Annotated in this window: 16 protein-coding genes; 7 read left to right on the top strand and 9 right to left on the bottom strand. The window is 60.2% G+C overall.

The window, feature by feature from the left end:
* Positions 1-377 precede the first annotated feature (377 nt).
* Complete coding sequence (locus QQJ84_RS01840) at positions 378-1,574, top strand: NAD(P)/FAD-dependent oxidoreductase (RefSeq protein WP_284256215.1); 1,197 nt, start codon at positions 378-380, stop codon at positions 1,572-1,574.
* On the top strand, positions 1,571-2,941 hold the full coding sequence (locus QQJ84_RS01835; protein WP_284256214.1) for an enoyl-CoA hydratase/isomerase family protein: 1,371 nt from the start codon (positions 1,571-1,573) through the stop codon (positions 2,939-2,941). The genes QQJ84_RS01840 and QQJ84_RS01835 overlap by 4 nt, the downstream gene beginning before the upstream one ends.
* On the opposite strand, the gene QQJ84_RS01830 is transcribed toward QQJ84_RS01835, so the two are convergent.
* Genes QQJ84_RS01830 through QQJ84_RS01815 form a run of 4 tightly spaced genes read right to left on the bottom strand, consistent with a single transcriptional unit; the run spans position 2,942 to position 7,292 of the window.
* Positions 2,942-4,129 carry a CaiB/BaiF CoA transferase family protein gene (locus tag QQJ84_RS01830; protein ID WP_284256213.1) on the bottom strand — a complete coding sequence of 396 codons (1,188 nt, stop codon included), beginning with the start codon at positions 4,127-4,129 and terminating at the stop codon, positions 2,942-2,944.
* 19 nt (positions 4,130-4,148) lie between these two features.
* Positions 4,149-4,949 (bottom strand): enoyl-CoA hydratase/isomerase family protein, encoded by an 801-nt coding sequence (locus QQJ84_RS01825; protein WP_284256212.1) that lies wholly within the window; start codon positions 4,947-4,949, stop codon positions 4,149-4,151.
* 1 nt (position 4,950) lies between these two features.
* Positions 4,951-6,474: an AMP-binding protein gene (locus QQJ84_RS01820; RefSeq protein ID WP_284256211.1), complete on the bottom strand. Its 1,524-nt coding sequence runs from the start codon at positions 6,472-6,474 to the stop codon at positions 4,951-4,953.
* Positions 6,475-6,497: 23 nt separating this feature from the next.
* A complete protein-coding gene (locus QQJ84_RS01815) occupies positions 6,498-7,292 on the bottom strand; it encodes an enoyl-CoA hydratase/isomerase family protein (RefSeq protein WP_284256210.1) in 795 nt (264 codons plus the stop codon).
* Between the two features lie 152 nt (positions 7,293-7,444).
* Between QQJ84_RS01815 and QQJ84_RS01810 the strand changes: the two genes are divergently transcribed.
* The 3 genes from QQJ84_RS01810 (at position 7,445) to QQJ84_RS01800 (ending at position 9,386) form a co-directional block, all read left to right on the top strand.
* On the top strand, positions 7,445-8,215 hold the full coding sequence (locus QQJ84_RS01810; protein ID WP_284256209.1) for a glucose 1-dehydrogenase: 771 nt from the start codon (positions 7,445-7,447) through the stop codon (positions 8,213-8,215).
* Positions 8,216-8,228: 13 nt separating this feature from the next.
* Positions 8,229-8,975, top strand: a complete 747-nt coding sequence (locus QQJ84_RS01805) for an antibiotic biosynthesis monooxygenase family protein (protein WP_284256208.1) — start codon at positions 8,229-8,231, stop codon at positions 8,973-8,975.
* 78 nt (positions 8,976-9,053) lie between these two features.
* On the top strand, positions 9,054-9,386 hold the full coding sequence (locus QQJ84_RS01800; RefSeq protein WP_284256207.1) for a non-heme iron oxygenase ferredoxin subunit: 333 nt from the start codon (positions 9,054-9,056) through the stop codon (positions 9,384-9,386).
* Between the two features lie 46 nt (positions 9,387-9,432).
* Here QQJ84_RS01800 and QQJ84_RS01795 read toward each other — a convergent pair whose 3' ends face one another.
* The 5 genes from QQJ84_RS01795 to QQJ84_RS01775 are packed head-to-tail and all read right to left on the bottom strand — an operon-like array spanning position 9,433 to position 14,393.
* A complete protein-coding gene (locus tag QQJ84_RS01795) occupies positions 9,433-10,314 on the bottom strand; it encodes an alpha/beta fold hydrolase (protein WP_284256206.1) in 882 nt (293 codons plus the stop codon).
* Entirely contained in the window at positions 10,311-11,693 is a 1,383-nt protein-coding gene (locus QQJ84_RS01790) for a phosphotransferase family protein (protein ID WP_284256205.1), read from the bottom strand. Before QQJ84_RS01790 ends, QQJ84_RS01795 begins: the two co-directional genes overlap by 4 nt.
* A complete protein-coding gene (locus QQJ84_RS01785; protein ID WP_284256204.1) occupies positions 11,690-12,190 on the bottom strand; it encodes a hypothetical protein in 501 nt (166 codons plus the stop codon). Before QQJ84_RS01785 ends, QQJ84_RS01790 begins: the two co-directional genes overlap by 4 nt.
* Before the next feature lie 11 nt (positions 12,191-12,201).
* Positions 12,202-13,254, bottom strand: coding sequence for a phosphotransferase family protein (locus tag QQJ84_RS01780; protein WP_284256203.1), 1,053 nt, complete (start codon positions 13,252-13,254; stop codon positions 12,202-12,204).
* On the bottom strand, positions 13,251-14,393 hold the full coding sequence (locus tag QQJ84_RS01775) for a hypothetical protein (protein ID WP_284256202.1): 1,143 nt from the start codon (positions 14,391-14,393) through the stop codon (positions 13,251-13,253). Before QQJ84_RS01775 ends, QQJ84_RS01780 begins: the two co-directional genes overlap by 4 nt.
* Positions 14,394-14,770: 377 nt before the next feature.
* On the opposite strand from QQJ84_RS01775, the gene QQJ84_RS01770 reads away from it, so the two are divergent.
* Both QQJ84_RS01770 and QQJ84_RS01765 read left to right on the top strand, forming a co-directional pair.
* Positions 14,771-15,298: a MarR family winged helix-turn-helix transcriptional regulator gene (locus QQJ84_RS01770; RefSeq protein ID WP_284256201.1), complete on the top strand. Its 528-nt coding sequence runs from the start codon at positions 14,771-14,773 to the stop codon at positions 15,296-15,298.
* A gap of 228 nt (positions 15,299-15,526) precedes the next feature.
* Positions 15,527-16,699, top strand: a complete 1,173-nt coding sequence (locus QQJ84_RS01765; protein ID WP_284256199.1) for an acyl-CoA dehydrogenase family protein — start codon at positions 15,527-15,529, stop codon at positions 16,697-16,699.
* The last annotated feature ends 10 nt before the right edge of the window (positions 16,700-16,709 follow it).

Here is a 16,709-nt window from a genome sequence, read left to right as displayed (position 1 = left end):
ACGACGATAGTACGCAAGTGTTTATTACACTAGATAGAAAGTTGTCAACCATACGGTGGCTTACAATCTCTTTATTTGACCATTTTCTGCCCTTGCTTACCAGCTTTCTCAGCATTGCCGGCAATTCTCTTTTCGTTCCACTAAAACCGGGCGTCACACCGGGGGTCTTCTCCATCCCCGTTGAATTTGTTGGAATTTTTCCGTGAAATTGCTTTGATATCCTTGGTTTTCCTCATTTTATCCGTCTTCGATCCGCTTCCACGGCGATTTCTTGCCCCCACAGGAAACAGATGTTAGGGTGGCCAGAAAATTAGTACACAACCTCATTGTTTGGTTGCCATATATTGCCGCAAAGCGGTTCAGGAGGAGATTCTAGCATGATTTACATCATCGGCGCGAGCCTGGCTGGCGATATGGCGGCGGCGACTCTGCGGCAGGAAGGCTATGCCGGACCGATTCTGCTGATCGGCGATGAGCCTGAAGCCCCCTACGACCGTCCGCCTTTATCAAAGGAAGCGCTGACCGGCGATGCGCCGGAAAGCCGCTTTTATCTGCGCGCCGAGAGTTGGTACGCCGAACAGGGCGTCGAACTCCGGCTGGGCACGCCCGTCACTGCCATCAACCCGGCCGCGCGCACGCTGCAGATCGGCTCCGATGAACCGATTAAATATGAAAAATTGCTGATCACCACGGGCGCGCGCGCGCGCACCCTGCCCGGCATGGAAACCTCCCCGGTGCCGGCCTACGTCGTGAGAACGCTTGCCGACGCGCGGCATCTTCGCGCCGCGCTTCAACCTGGCATACGCGTTGCCATCGTCGGCGCTGGCGTCATCGGCATGGAAGTCGCCGCCAGCGCTTCAACCCGCGGCTGCCATGTCACCGTGGTAGACTTCGCCGGCCGTGTGATGTCGCGTATTCTGCCGCCCGAGCTCTCCGCCTATATGGCGGAACTGCACACGAGCCACGGCGTCAATCTGCTGCTCGATGCCGGCTCCGTCAGCCTCACCCCCACGGGTATCAGCACCACCAAGCGCGGTGATCTTCAAGCTGATCTGATCGTGATCGGCATCGGCGTCGTGCCAAATACCGAGCTCGCCGCCGCGGCCGGACTTGCCTGCCGCGACGGCATCATCGTCGACGAATATTGCCAGACCAGCGACCCGGATATTTACGCCGCGGGTGACGTAACGCGCTATCCCAACCCTTTTGGCAACGGCGACATCCGCAGCGAAAACTGGAAACACGCGCAAAACCAGGCCATCACCGCTGCGCGCAACATGCTGGGCAAACACGAGGCCTATGGCGCCGTGTCAACCATGTGGTCCGACCAATATGACGTAAAGCTGCAAACCGCCGGCGATATCGGCACCGGCATCGCCACGTTGCGTGGTGAGGCCAACAGCCGGAAATTCATGCTCATCTACCAGAACGAAGCCGGAGTCGTGATCGGCGCGCTCGGCATCAATCAGGCCAAGGACATGCGTTTCGCCCAAATTCTCGTCGAGAAACGCGCCGCGGTTAACGCCGCCCTGCTCGCTGATCCAAAACAGGATTTGCGGAAACTCGCGGTATGACCACGCCCGCCGCTGAGAGCCAAGCTCCGCTGCACCTCACCCTCGATGGCAATCTCGCCATCATCGAACTGGATAACCCACCGGTCAACGCACTGTATGACACCATGCGCGAGGGCATCGCCGAGCTTATGCCCCATCTGGAACACAATAAGGCGGTCGCGGGCATACTGTTCGTTGGCGCCGGCCGCGCCTTCTCCGCCGGGGTGGACCTCAAGCGAACCGCCACGCGCACCGAACCGTTCTTTCTGCATGCGGCACTTGACGCCATGGACCGGGTCACAAAACCACTGTTCGCCGCCATCCACGGCGCGGCGCTGGGCGGCGGGCTGGAGCTCGCCCTCACCTGCCATTACCGCCTCGCCGGAGCACAAGCCCGTTTCGGCCTGCCCGAAGTCGAGGTCGGCATCATCCCCGGCGCCTGCGGCACACAGCGCCTGCCCCGCATCATCCCCCTCGCCCGCGCACTGGATGTCGCCGCCTGCGGCGATATCCTCGATACCCCGGAGGCCCTGCGCCTCGGTCTTGTCGATGAGACAACAACCGAAGCTGACTTCCGCGCCGCCGCCATAGCATGGGCCAAAGCCCAAACCGGCAAACTCATCCGCCGCACCCGCGACCACGCGCTCATCGCCAGCCAGGATGCTCAGGCTATCTTCGCCGCCGCCGCGCTGCGCGCCGCACATGAACGCCCTGGAGAAACCGCCCCCCTCAAAGCCATCGCCGCCGTGCGCGCTGGCTATGAACATGGGTTTGATGCCGGTGTTGAAGCCGAACGCCAGCTCGTCAGCGAATGCAAATATTCCGCTGAAGCCAAGGCCATGCGCCATCTGTTCTTCGCCGAACGCGCCGCCGGAAAAGTTGCGGCGCCACCCCAGCGACTCACCGCCCTGGCGCTCAGCGGCTCACACGCCCAAACCCTGGCACCAATCGCCCGTGCCGCCAACATCGAAATCCGGCCGGATGCGGAAATAGCCGTGCATGTCATTGGCTCAAACGAAACCGCGGCTCCCCACGCGCTGACCGTCATCCTGCATGGCAAGGCCAACGGGCTGGTCGAAATCGCCACACAAAAAAATCAGGATGCCGCCGTCCTCGCCGCCATTGCCCGCCTCGTCCGTCCATTGGGCCGCGCCACGGTCATCGGGCGCGGCTGCCAGCTCAGCCAACAACTCCGCGCCGCTGTATCTGGCCCCGTGCAGGCATTTTCACCGCAATTTACCGCGGCACTCTCTGCGACCGGCGAAGCGCTGGTTGCCTCCGGCGCCGCTGCGTCAACCGGAGATATTGACCTGCTCTGCGTCGCAGCACTGGGCTTTCCCCGCCCGCTCGGTGGGCCCATATATCAAAAAAACCTCAGCGCCAGCTGATCAAATCACACCGTCGCGCGCCAGCGTTGCGATTTCTTCCACCGTAAAACCAACTTCCGCCAAAATCGCTTCATTATCCTCCCCCGCGCGCGGCGGACCTTTGTGTATTTCCGCCGGTGTTTTACTCAACTTCGCAGGCGGGCGGATATAGGGCACGGGTTTTGACAAGCCCTCGACCTCGACATGCTGCAGGAATTGCCCAACCACATGCGGGTCGGCCAAGGCCTGTTTGGGCGTTAAAAGCGGCCCGGCCGGAATGTTGAATTTGGCCAGTTGCAGCAGCGCTTCTTCCGTCGTCAGCCGCGACGACCATTCACTCGTCACCGCACTCAATGCATCGCCATGCTCGGCGCGGCTCTCGTCGGATTGATAGCGTGGATCTGCCAGAAACTCCTCCTCACGGCCAATCATCCGGGCAAACCGCTTGAACATCGGGTTGCCAAGCGCGACGATATACACCCAGCCATCCTTGGTCCGCACCAGATCAGCCGGCCCGCCAGACTGCGCACGGTTACCCGTCCCCTCGCGCCCGTAGTGATTGAAATCTTCCTCGATCAAAAAGTAATTACCGACTGTCATTGCGGTTTGCAGCAGATTGGCTTCCACCTTCTGCCCCTCGCCGGTGGCATCGCGATGGCGCAACGCCGCCAGCGCGCCGAACGCACCGATAAAACCGGTGGACATATCCACCCATGCCGCCGCGTTTTTCATCGGCCGGCCAGGATCACCGGAGAGATGTGTCATGCCGCTCATCACTTGCGCGATCGCATCAAACCCCAGCCGGTCGGCATAAGGCCCATCGGCGCCAAAAGTGGTCAGATGCACAAAGATGATATCAGGCTTGGTCGCGCAGAGCCGCTCATAGCCAATGCCCAGCGACGCCACGGAGCGAGGTGGCAAATTCGCAACCACGATATCCGCCGTCTTTAACAATTTTTCAAACACGGCCTTCCCACGCTCGCAAGCAAGATCGAGCGTTATACCACGCTTGTTGCGCCCAACCTGGGTGAAACCAGCACCCCCGTGGAAACCTTCGGCAAAGGGCAGGGGCGTACGGTCTTCACCGCCGCCAGGCGGCTCAATGCGGATTACATCCGCGCCAAGGTCCGCGAGCAATGCCGTCGTCGCCGGGCCAGCGACATAACGCGTGACATCCAGCACCCTTATGCCCTGTAAAATCTTTGCCATATTCAAAACCCTTCGAAGATCAACGGCCCTTGAATGCCGCTTTACGCTTGCCCGTGAATGCCGTGACGCCTTCAACGAAATCATCACTCGCCGCGCAGGCGCCAAACGACTCTGCTTCCAGCTCCATCTGCCGGAGTTGCGAATTGGCCGAAGCCTGATTGAGCAACAGCTTGCTGCGGCCAATGGCAATGCTTGGCCCGGCGCTAAGGCGTTTCGCCAGCGCTTCGGTTTCCGCATCAAGCTCCGCGTTCGGCACCAGGCGATTTGCCAGCCCCGCCTCCAGCGCTTCCTGCGCGTTCAACCGCCCGCCGAGAAGCACCAGTTCCTTCGCCTTGCGCAGCCCCACCGCGCGCGGCAGATGCCAGGTCAGCGCGCCATCCGGGCTGGCACCCAAATGGATATGCGCGAACACGAATAATGCCGTCTCGGAGATCATCACAAAATCCGCCGCCGCAACCCAGCCGATACTGGCCCCCGCCGCCGCACCGCGCACCTTGGCAATCACCGGCTTCGACAAACGTTCAAACACCTCGAAGATCGGCATGGCTGATTTTGCCCGGCGGACAAAATCAGCCTCCCGCTCCGCCGGCAGGGCATTCAGCGCCTCGCCAAACCCCGCAACATCGCCACCGGCCATGAAGTGCTCGCCAGAACCCGCAAGAATCACGCAGCGCACCGCTGAGTCATTCTCAATTTTCAGCAAAAACGCCGCCATGTCGCTCACCATGCCAGCGGTCAGCGCATTACGCGCCTGCGGCCGGTTAAACGTGATCCGGGCAATCGGTCCGTCGATTTGCGTTAATAATTCCGGCTCGCTCATGTCATCCCACCTTTTGTTTGTTTTTTTCCGGCCAGTAGCGCGCCCGCAACAAGCGCTTCAGCAATTTCCCTGTCGGCTCGCGCGGCATGTCAGCCTCGAAATCAACCGAGCGCGGACATTTGTTCGCCGCCAGATGTTCGCGGCAATACGCGATCAATTCCTCCGCCAGCGCCGGACCGGCGACATGCGGCGCGCGCACAGCGACCACGGCCTTCACCTCTTCGCCATATTCCGCATGCGGAATGCCAAACACCGCCACGTCCAGCACCTTCGGATGCGTGGAGAGAAAATTCTCCGCCTCCTGCGGATAGATATTCACACCGCCAACATTGATCACATAATCGCGCCGGTCGGTCAGGAAGAGGTAGCCGTCCTCATCCACATACCCAATATCCCCAAACGTGCCCCAGCCCTCTCGTGTTTTTGCCCGCGCGGTCTTGGCTTCGTCCTTATGATACACAAAGGCGCTGCCGCCCTCGAAATACACATTCCCGGTCTGGCCAACGCCAAGTTCGGCGCCATCCTCTGCCAGAATATGAATTTTCCCACGCGAGGGCCGCCCCACCGACCCCTTTTTGCGCAACCACTCCAACGGCTCGATGGCGCACATGCCGACACTCTCGGACCCGCCATAATATTCGTAAATAATCGGCCCCCACCAGTCGATCATCTGCTCCTTCACCGCCACCGGGCAGGGGGCCGCCGAATGAATCGCCACCTTGTGCGACGACAAATCACGCCCCGTCATGCTCTCGCGCAAATGCAGCATGCGCACGAACATGGTTGGCACCCATTGCGAATGCGTCACGCGATATGTCTCAATCGCCGCCAGCGCCGCCGCCGCGTCAAACTTCTCCAGCACCACCACCGTGCCACCAACGGACTGCACCGACATGGTAAATTTCAGCGGCGCGGTATGATAAAGCGGCGCGGTGGAGAGATACACCGTGTGGTTATCAAACCCATAAAGCCGCACCACCGTGGCGGTTACCGCGGGCGGCACATCAATCCCCACCGCCTCCAGGTCAGGTGAAATCCCCTTCGGCCGCCCCGTGGTGCCCGATGAATACACCATCGCCGCCCCGCGCACCTCACCCGCAATCGGCGTGTCAGGCATCCCCGCCACCGCTTCGTCGAACCCGCCCGGCGCACTGGTCACCAGCACCGCTATCTCCGGCCCCAACTCTGCCGCCAGCGCCTCGGCCCGCAACGCCGCCGAGGCAATCACCAGCTTCGCATCACAATCGCGCGCGATATACGCCGCCTCGCCCACCGTCAGGCGCGAGCTGATCGGCACATACAGCAGCCCGGCGTTATGCGCGCCCCAGCATATCTCGAAAAACCGCGCATCATTCTCCAGCCAGAACGCCACCCGGTCCCCCGGCTTCAGCCCGAGCTTGCGGTACAACTGCGCGCACCGGTTCGCCCGCCGGTCCAGTCCGGCAAACGTAATCACCTCCCCGCTCCCGGCCATAATCAGCGCCGGGCGGTCAGGATTGATCGCAAGCTGGTCACGCGGGTGCATGGCCCTACTCTCTCCCGCCCATTTTAACGATTACGATACACCGGCTTGCGTTTTTCCTTGAACGCATCAAGCCCTTCCACAAGGTCATTGGTGGTGATCGCGTATTGCTCAAGCGCCATGGAGAACTCAAAACCATCCACCGCCGCCTTGTGCATCACATGGTTGAGCGAGCGCTTGGTCAGCTGCACCGCCACCGGCGGCAGCGCCGCAATCTTGGCCGCAAGCTTCTCCGCCAGCGGCAGCACTTCCTCGGGTGTGTCCACCAAATCCGTCACCCCTCCCAGCCGGTAAGCCTCTTCCGCGCCAATCGGGTCACCCGTCAGCAGATGCCGCTTCGCCCGCGCCATGCCGAACGCCGCCGGCCACACCAGGCAGCCGCCATCGCCCGCCACCAGCCCCACCTTCACATGCGGATCACCGATGCGCACATTCTTGCTGGCAATGATGATATCGCCCGACAGCGCCAGCGACGTGCCCAACCCGAACACATCGCCCTGCAACGCCACCACCACCGGCACGGTAATCTCCGCCATGCCGTAAATCAGCCGCCGCCCGGTATCATAAGCATCCATCCGGCGATCAAAATCATTGATCAACCGGCGCACCTCATCCAAATCCCCCCCGGCCGAGAACGTCGTGCCGGTCGAGGCAATAATCAGCACCCGCACATCGCCAGGGCGGCGCAGGCTCTCGATCACATGCACCACCTCCTCGGAGGTCACATCATCCATCCGGTTCAATATTTCCGGCCGGGTCAACGTCAACCTGGCAATCGGCCCGTCGACCTCATAGCGGAGCGTTTTATACTCTTTGGCCATCTGGCTTTTCCCTTCCCCCGAATCGTCGCCCGCCTTGCGGCTTGGCTTGCAAGCATGGATGTGTATGATAAAGTAGCGCACATTTTAAGCAAGCGTGCGGAATGAGTTTTTTCAGATCGTGCGCTAGTTAATAATCAAGGGGAAATCCAATCATGCCAAACGCGCGGATGCGATTCGACGGCAAGGTCGCCCTGATCACCGGCGGCAACGCTGGCATCGGCCTCGCGGCCGGCCACGCCTTCGCCGGGCAGGGCGCCAAAGTGATGATCGCCGCCCGCCGCAGCGCCGAGGGCGAGCAGGCCGTCGCCGAAATCCTCCAGGCCGGGGGCGAGGCCGCCTTCGTGGCAACCGACGTTACCAGCTCTGCCTCGGTGCAGGCCATGGTCGCCGCCTGCATCGCCCGCTTTGGCCGCCTCGACGTCGCCTTCAACAACGCCGGCATCCCTGGTGACGTGACCACCGACATCGCCGATGCCGACGAGGACACATTCGAGCGCGTCATGGCCGTCAATGTGCGCGGCGTCTGGCTCTCAATGAAATACGAAATCCCGGAAATTCTCAAAGCCGGCGGCGGCGCCATCGTCAATTGCAGCTCCTTCGCCGGCCTGCGCGGCGGCCCGCGCTCATCCGCCTATTACGCCAGCAAACACGCCGTATTGGGCATGACCAAATCCGTCGCCCTCGAATACGCCGCCCGCAACATCCGCGTGAACGCCGTCTGCCCCGGCCTGATCATGACCGACCTCATCACCAGCGGCTTCGCCAACGCGCAGGAAAAACTCGCCATGCTCACCGCCCGCATCCCCATGCAGCGCGTTGGCTTGCCCGAGGAAGTCGCCAACGCGGTCTTGTGGCTCGCCTCGCCCGAGAGCAGCTTCGTCAACGGCGCCGCCCTCCCGGTCGACGGCGCAACCTCGGTTTAATCAGGAGCCTCCCATGGCGGAAAAACTCTTCAGCATCGTGCACTTCTTCATCAACCCTGGCGAGACCGAGGCTTTTAGGGAAAAAGCCCAGACGTGCATGGCCGCCGCGAAAGTGGACCTCACCGGCACCCAGGCCTATGAATGGTTCATCTCGCCCGACGGCACCCAGGCCTTCGTCATCGAAATCTATGACGGCATCGCCGGTCTCAACCATCACGGCAAAATGGTTGGCAAAACCATGCCCGCCCTGCTCGCGCACGCCAGCTTGAAAATCAAATTCGCCGGGGACATGCCCGCCGATTTATTTACCCAATACACCAAGCGGTTCCCCAACGCGGCGCACGCCGGCCTGCGCTTCCAGGGCAAGCTGCAATCGCCCGCCCCGGGCACCGCGAGCCCAGGGCCAAGCCCCAAAATTTTCGCCGTCGCCCGCTTCTCCATCCACCCCGGCCAGGAAGCCGCCTTCCGCGCTCTCGCTGCGGACTGCTTCGCCCATGTCGCCGCCACCGAACCCGCCACCAGCGGCTACGAATGGTTCCTCAACGAATCCGGCACTGAAGCGCTGGTGCTCGATATTTATGACGACGCCCCGGCCCTGGCTGCCCATATGGCAAATTCCGGCCCTAAAATGTCTAAAATCCTGCCCCTGGTTACCAGCAAGGTACACCTCTTCGGCGCCGTGCCCGCGCCCTTCCTGGCAAAATTCAAACCGGAATTAGGCACAACCTATGGCGGCCCATTATTCCAGGGAATTCTCTAACCGCGCGCCGGCATCTTCCATTCCACCAGGCTACGCCCTATTGTATTTCACCCCCAGCTTTAAGAAAAAGGATCAGCCGTGACTTCAGAGAATTCCGGACAAACACTGGTAAAAGTTTGTCAGATGTCGGACCTTGAAGAAGGCGAAATTTTCCACGCCGAAGTCGCGGGGTCAGGCAATTTCGCGATCTATCTGGTGGAGGGCAAAGTCTACGCCTCCGACAATATCTGCACCCACGGCGCCGCGACTCTCTCCGAGGACGGCTATGTCGAAAAATTCAATGTCATCTGCTCCTGGCATGACGGCGCCTTCGACATCCGCACCGGCGAGCCGGCCGCACTGCCCTGCATGGTCGCGCTAAAAACCTATCCTGTTGAAGTCAAAAATGACGAAGTTTTTCTCACCATTTAACGCCAACGGAGAAGCGTGGCGATAAAAATCGCCGCGCCCGCTCCGCTCAGGCCAAAAATTCCCGCACGGTCTTGATAAAATCCGGCGTACGATCGTGCTGCACCCAATGCCCGGAATGCTCAAAAACATCGAGCCGCGCATTTTTAAAATGCGCCATGCGCCCATCCTGGTCCGGCGGGGTCGCCCAACTATCCGCTCCGTAAACCAACAGCGTTGGGCAGCTAATCCGGCTCCATAAATACGCCAGTTCCGCCGGCGCCAGATCGTTCGGTGGAAACGCCCGCACATAATTATCAAACTTCCAGCTGAACGTGCCATCCTCGTTCTGGCTCACACCATGATACGTCAAATGCCGCGCCTGTGCCTCGGAGAGATGCTTGTTCTCCGCGTGCATGCGCTGAAACGCCTCATCGATGGTCGCATACCGCCTCGGCAACCGCGCCGAGAGCCTGCGCTGCTCATCCAGCCAATCAATCATCCGTGGCACCACCTTCTCCGGCTGTGCCTCCAGCGGCCCATTGGGCATCGAACCCATGCCCTCGATCACCACCAGGCGGCTCACATTTTGCGGATACAACCCCGCATACCGCAGCGAAATATTCCCGCCAAGCGAATGCGCCACGATGGCAAGCGGCGCCAGCTTCAACTGATGGATCAACTGCGCCAGATCATACACATAGGCCGCCATGGAATACTGGCCGTCATTGGTCCAGGCACTATCGCCATGCCCGCGCAAATCCGGCGCGATGACGTGGTAATCCCGGCACAAATCCTGCGCCACCCAGTCCCAGTTACGGCAATGGTCCCGCGAGCCATGCAGCAGAAGCAACGGCGGCGCCTGGGCATTTCCCCAATCGGCATAATGCAGCCGAAGCCGCTGCGAAACATAGATATGCGATGAAGGTCCGGTGGTGGACCGGCCGGTCACAGCTTGCTCCCGCCGGTATATCTGGCCAAATCAAACGCCAGGTCGCGCAACTGTTTGGGAAATGTGTTGTAGCCGATCGCCGCCTTGCGCAAATCCTGATCTTCACCGCTATCAAACGCCAGCTTCGCCGTTCCGGTGTGAATGGCAAGATGCAGCGTCCGCCACAGCGTGAAGAACTGCATCCGCGCCGGGGAGACCGGCCGCCCGCCAGCCGCGATATACACCGCCATGAACTCATCCCAGGGGATCAACTTCTCCACCAGATATTTGCAATACGTTAAATCCTCGGCCGGGTCCCCTGTATGCGAAAACTCCCAGTCCAGCAGCGCTGTCAGATGGTCGCCCTCGCCCATCAGATTATGCAAACCCGCATCGCCATGCACCAGCGCGCGTTCATTGCCGATATCCTTCATCAGCAGCCGCAAATGCGCAAACGCCGCATCCATCAACGGCTCAGGCGGCAGCAGGCGGTAACGGTCATAAAAATGATCAATGAGCGCGCGAACCGGGTGCGCCTCCCGCGCCCAGCGCAGCCGCTCGCTCAAGCCGGATTTATCAATGTCCACCGCATGCAGTTTTGCCAGCGTCGCGGCAAACTCCCGCAAAAATGCCGGCGAGGCATCGCTGGCGAACAACGTCCCCATGGATTTGCCACGGACCTTGCTGAACGCGATGAACTTGCCGCCAATCGCGCTCCGCCGCTCCTCCAGCCACAACGGCTGCGGCACCGGCAAACCCGCCTCCCAAGCAGCGCGAATCACGGGATATTCTTCAACAACCGAAATACCCGCCGACCCCAGCTCGAAATCCTTGCGCACCACAATCTCACGCGGACCATCGGCGGTGGTGAACTCAATTAAAATGGTCGCCTTCGAGCGCCCACCTGGCACCACCGTCACCCGCGTCGCGATAATACCAGGGTCTTCCGGAAAACGCCCGCGCAGATACCCGGTCACATCCTCCGGCGAAATCGAGAGTTCGCCAGCCGAACTCGGCCCGGTTTTCAAAACCCGCAAATTCTCCGCAACCCGGTCTTCCAATGCAACCCGGCGCTTGGCTTCACCAGCGGCGATCGCGGCAATCAAAGCCACCAATTTGCCGTCCCCGCCCTGCGCATGGCCCAACAAATCGGACAGCGCCTGGTTGCGCGCCCGCTCATCGTTAGCAGGCGTCTGCCCCAGCAATCGCCCCATATCATCCCAGAACAACTCCCCCGCATCCCCGCCATCCGCCTCGGCGGCAAGCCGGGTCAGGAGCATATCAATCAGCTCTGCGCGAAACTTGGTCTGCGGCGAGGTGAGTTCAGGCTTCACCTCCTCGCGGAACGCCGCAAGCACGGCCCGTAGCTGCGCGCCCGCGCGGTCATCCAACCCGCTCATACCGGCCGGCCGACGTATGTCGGGAAGAAAAACGGCCGCTCGCGCTCAATATGCCGGTCCAAATATCCACGCAATGCCGTATGCACCCGCTCCACCCCTGGCTGGCCCCTGCGCGCGTGGCAAACCCGCAGCAAATCGTCGAGTAAATACCGCCCGCGAACATTCAGCGCCGACAACACCGCAACCGCCGGATACCCCTGCGCCGACTCCGCCACATCCGCGGCAAACCCCGCCAGCGCCTTGGCCAATACATCACCATTGCTGGCCATTTCCCCAGCCAGGCTCAACCCGCCCGCCCCTTCCAGCACTGCCGCCAGGTCACGGTTATCCTCATACAGCATCGGCCCTTCCACAGGCGTGCGCGCCTGCAGATGGTTCAAAATCACGTCGACACTACGCAGCGCACTCGCCGCCCATTGGTCGCTCACCACCGGCGACACTTTTTCCCGCAGCGCCAACTGCATCGCTTCGAGCATCTGCTCAACGGATGGTTTCATCGTCTCTCTCCTTAAGCCGCGGCGTTTTCAGGGCGGTACGGGCTCTTGCGCCAACGCTCGACAATCGCCGCCGCCTCGTCAATCGGCTTGCCGATCATCATGCCCAACAGCTGCTCGAACAATTTCACGCGCCCATAGCCCAGGTTCAACCGCGCCACGCTCTTGTCGGAGCCGTCCAGAAAGCTGCGCAGCCCGTTGTTGAGCGTCGGCACCGCTTTCCACACCTCCCACACCCGGTAAAAATCCAGGCTCGACTGATCAATCGAGAACCCCGCCGCCGCCTCATAATGCGCGATCGTCGCCTTCGCATCGCCGAGCGTCAGCATGCCCTGAGACATCGCCCAATCCTGCGCCGGGTCACCCGCGAACGCCAACTCCCAATCGCTCAGCGCCGCAACCTTGTCGTCCTTCCAAATCTCCTCGCCCATGCCGTTATTGCCTTTGCATAACGAAATCCGCGCAGCGCTCGTCGGCAGATTTTCCTCCAGCCAATAGGCCGCCTCGGTCACCAGCGGCATCGGATCAGTGCGCGCGCCACGCCATATGCCGGTCCAACGCTCAAAATCATGCCGCGAGGCCAGTGCTGGAGACTCCGGCATTTCCACAAACGCGGTAAACCCGTTGGCCTCTAAATCCAGCGTATGCAGCGCCGCCAGCTTTTCGGCATGGTCAAAGGCAACCCGCTGCCGCCGCGCCGCCGCTGCCGCACCCTCATCGTACAGCCCCGGAATCTCATTGGAGCCATCAACCATCCGCCGCACCATCACCGGCCGGCCCCCGGTCACCTCCGGCGCCTGCTCAAACCACAACGGCTCGGCCACCGGCACCACGGTCTTGAACAGCCGCGACATAATCTTCCACTCATATTCCAACGGCACCGGGCAAATCGGCCCGCCCTTGGAATCAGTCCGGAAAATATAGCTCCCCTCGGCATTCCCCTCCTTGGTCCAAACCAAATAGGTCTGCCGCGAAATTCCTGGAAACGTCTGCTTCACCTTAACCACCTGCGTATCAATACCCAGGTGCTTCTGAAAATAGCTTTGCAGCGATGCTTCATTGATCATTTTTGGCCCTTAAGCTGAACTAAATCGCCAATGACAAACATCGGCATATAGGCGGAGCCGGTCACGCCGTTAATCTCGCAAACCGCCATTTGCTCACGGTGCTTGGTCTTGCCGCGCGTGCCATCGGGGAAGCCTATCAACTCAGGGTCGGAGATGTCATAAACCTCCGTCTCGATCATCAACTCCTTGCTGCGATACACGCCCTGGCCCTTGCCATCGTTAAACCCGCTGTCAAACCCGCCGCCACGATACACCCAGGGCCGCCCAACAGACTTTGCCCGCAGCGTCCACGTCTCGCCATTCGCCAGGCCGAGATCCAGCCCCATGGTATCAAACACCCTCGTGCCGGGTTTGAACACCACGTCATGCGTAATGCTGGTCACGGCGATCTCCTCGCCGTCCGCCCCGCACACCGCGCCCTCGGTATAAATCCGCTTGCCGTCGCCCGCTTCAATCAACTGGATACTGCCGCCCTGCGTGCCATTGAAAAACCCCGCATGCACGAGAAAAAGCCCCTTGCCGCCAGTCCGCGACGCCGACGCCACGCCCCCACCCACGGCGGTCCCCGTCTGGGGTTCAAACCCGCCAACCCCAGGGCGCACACCCCAGCTATGGTCGCGCCAGCCGAACCAATCGGCGGCATCAAAACGCTCACCCTCAACTTCAATCCAGCCACTGATTTTCGCCAGCTGGTTATAGCGCAGATAATCCGTATGCAGCCGGCCATCCATACGGTCGTTATGCGGGTGCTCAAGGCGCGCCGGCAGCACCGCGCGATAGGTAATATCCATCGCCAGCGGGTAGTCCACACCCGCCTCCAGCACAAACCGCAACTCCTTGAACGGCTCCACCACGGTCAGCGAAAGCGGCCCGAGCTGCGCCCGGCTCTCCGTCAACGGCCGCAATTGCTTGGTGAACCGCACATTATACTGCTTGGCCGAACGCGCCTGGACCATCATAAAGCCCTCGGCCACGTTCATATTCTTGAAATAGGTGATTCCGGCAAGAAAAGCCGCCTCGCCATCCGGGCGGAACCCGCCCATCAACTGCCGGTCATAAAAGCGATGATCCGTGGTATTCACGTGATCAAACGTCAACGGGGCCTGATGATGCAGGCTTTCATCGAGATCCGTCAGCATCGCTTTCTCCCATTGTTTCGCGGTGCGGTGAAGCGGGCCGGGCGCCAGTCTCTACCTTTGCGCAATTTGTATATGGAGTCTTGTCTGGGGGGTCAATATCTGATATACCTCCATATAATGCACTAGCTTTCTTATTTATCTGAAACATGTACAGCACAGCCGATTCTGGGCTGCATCGCAAAACAGCGCGGAATTTCTCCGCCCAGGCATAAATTTGGCCCTATCGCCTCCCACCGCGAACCTAGAATTATGTGCAAGCACACTACTTTCATTCGGCGGCAATCCCGGCTATACTTGTGTATCACCGTCACACAACGGCACCACAACCAACTCTAATCCAGGTTCCACGATTAGACTTACTTTAAAGGCTTCGCGAAATGTCAGGTAAAAAAATAACTCTTAAACCTGGACAATTCCGTTTGGGTTTTCTGGTCCACGACGTTTCACGCCTTCGGCGTACCGTCATCGACAATGCGCTCAAACCCTTGGGCATCACCCGTTCACAATGGTGGGTGTTGGCCAACCTTTCCCGCCACGACGGCGAGCCGACCATGCAAACTGAACTTGCCAAAGTTCTGGACATCGGCAAGGTCGCCCTGGGTGGCCTACTCGACCGGCTGGAAGCCAACGGCTACGTCGCCCGTAAGGCCGACCCCACGGATCGCCGCGCCAAGCGGATCGAGATGACCCCCGCCGGCCGCTCCCTCCTGAGCCTGATGCAGGAACGCGCCACCAGCCTCAATCAAGAAACCATGCGCGGCATGACGAACGATGAAATCCTGTTGGCCGAAGATATTTTGCACCGGATGAAACTACGCCTCATCGAAATGAACAACCAGACAAAGCAAACCGCCGAGGATAAAAGCGATGCACCCGAGTCGCTGCTTTTAACCGACCAGCCATGAGCATCTGCCTTCATTCAGCAGAGATTCGTTAAGGTGTCTCTACGCTAACATGGCCGGCTTGGCGGGAAATCGAACATACTCAAGGCACGCAACTCATAATCGCCGCCTCGTCAGCCACGCTCAACTCTTCATCGGCCGCCCCCTTGTCCGGCGGATACGCGCCCCGTAGAAAATTGTCGGGCCAGCATGCTCCGGAGACAAAATCACAACCAGAAAGGACCCGAGAAATTGGAAGCAATTTTCGACGCATGGCGCGTACGGTCACCCTTTTACAATGAAACCCATGAAGAAATTTCCCATCTTGTCCGCCGGTTCATCCAAAAGGAAGTCCTGCCCAATCTCGACCACTGGGAAGCGACCTGCGACACCCCGCGCGAACTGAACCGCAAAGCTGGAGAGGCCGGGATTACCGGGCTCGGATTTCCCGAACAATACGGTGGAACCTCGGAAGGCATCGATATTTTCCATAACCTCGTCTGCGCCGAGGAACTCGCCCTCGCAGGCGCCGGCGGCATCCATTCGGTTTTAATGACCCATTTCGTGGCATTGCCACCTGTTCTTGCCATGGGGTCCGAAGAAATGAAGCAGCGCATCGCACCGGCCGTGCTGCGCGGCGAGAAAATCATGGCACTTGGCATCACCGAACCCTCGGGCGGCTCGGACGTTGCGCGCCTCAAAACCACAGCCGTCCGGCGCGGCGGGAAATACATTGTCAATGGCTCCAAAATGTTCATCAGCAACGGCATGCGTGCCGACTACTACGTCGTCGCCGTTCGCACCGGCGGTGAGGGCATGAAGGGAATTTCCCTGCTTTTAATTGAAAAAGGCTCGCCTGGGTTCACCCAGACCAAGCTCGACAAAATGGGCTGGCATTGCTCTGACACCGCGGCGCTCTACTTCGACGACGTAGAGGTGCCTGTTGAAAACCTGATCGGTCCCGAAAATGGCGGCTTCATCAAGATCCTCGAAAATTTCAACGCCGAACGGCTCGTCGCCGCGCAAAGTTGCTGCGGCCAGGCCAGGGTCTGCCTCACCGAAGCCGCTGAATGGGCAAAACAGCGCTATACTTTCGGCAAGAGACTCACCGAACATCAAGTGATTCGCGTCAAACTAGCCGACATGCAACGTCACATCGATACAACACAGGCCTTTGTCGACCTTTGCGCCTGGCGTTTCCGGGAAGGCAAAATCAACGCCGCCGATTTCGCACTCTTAAAAGTACAAGCAACACGCACCTTCGAACGCGTCGCCCGCGAAGCCGCACAAGTCCTCGGTGGCGCCTCCTACATCCGCGGCACCAAAACCGAACGCCTCTACCGCGAAGTCCGCGTCTATGCCATCGGCGGGGGCTCCGAAGAAATTCTCCTGGACCTCGCAGGCCGTCAACTCGGTTACTGCTAGGTCTTTTGTT

The organism is Acidocella aquatica (assembly GCF_030160635.1).
GTDB classification, from domain to species: Bacteria; Pseudomonadota; Alphaproteobacteria; order Acetobacterales; family Acetobacteraceae; genus Acidocella; species Acidocella aquatica.
This window is presented reverse-complemented; position numbering and strand designations above follow the sequence as displayed.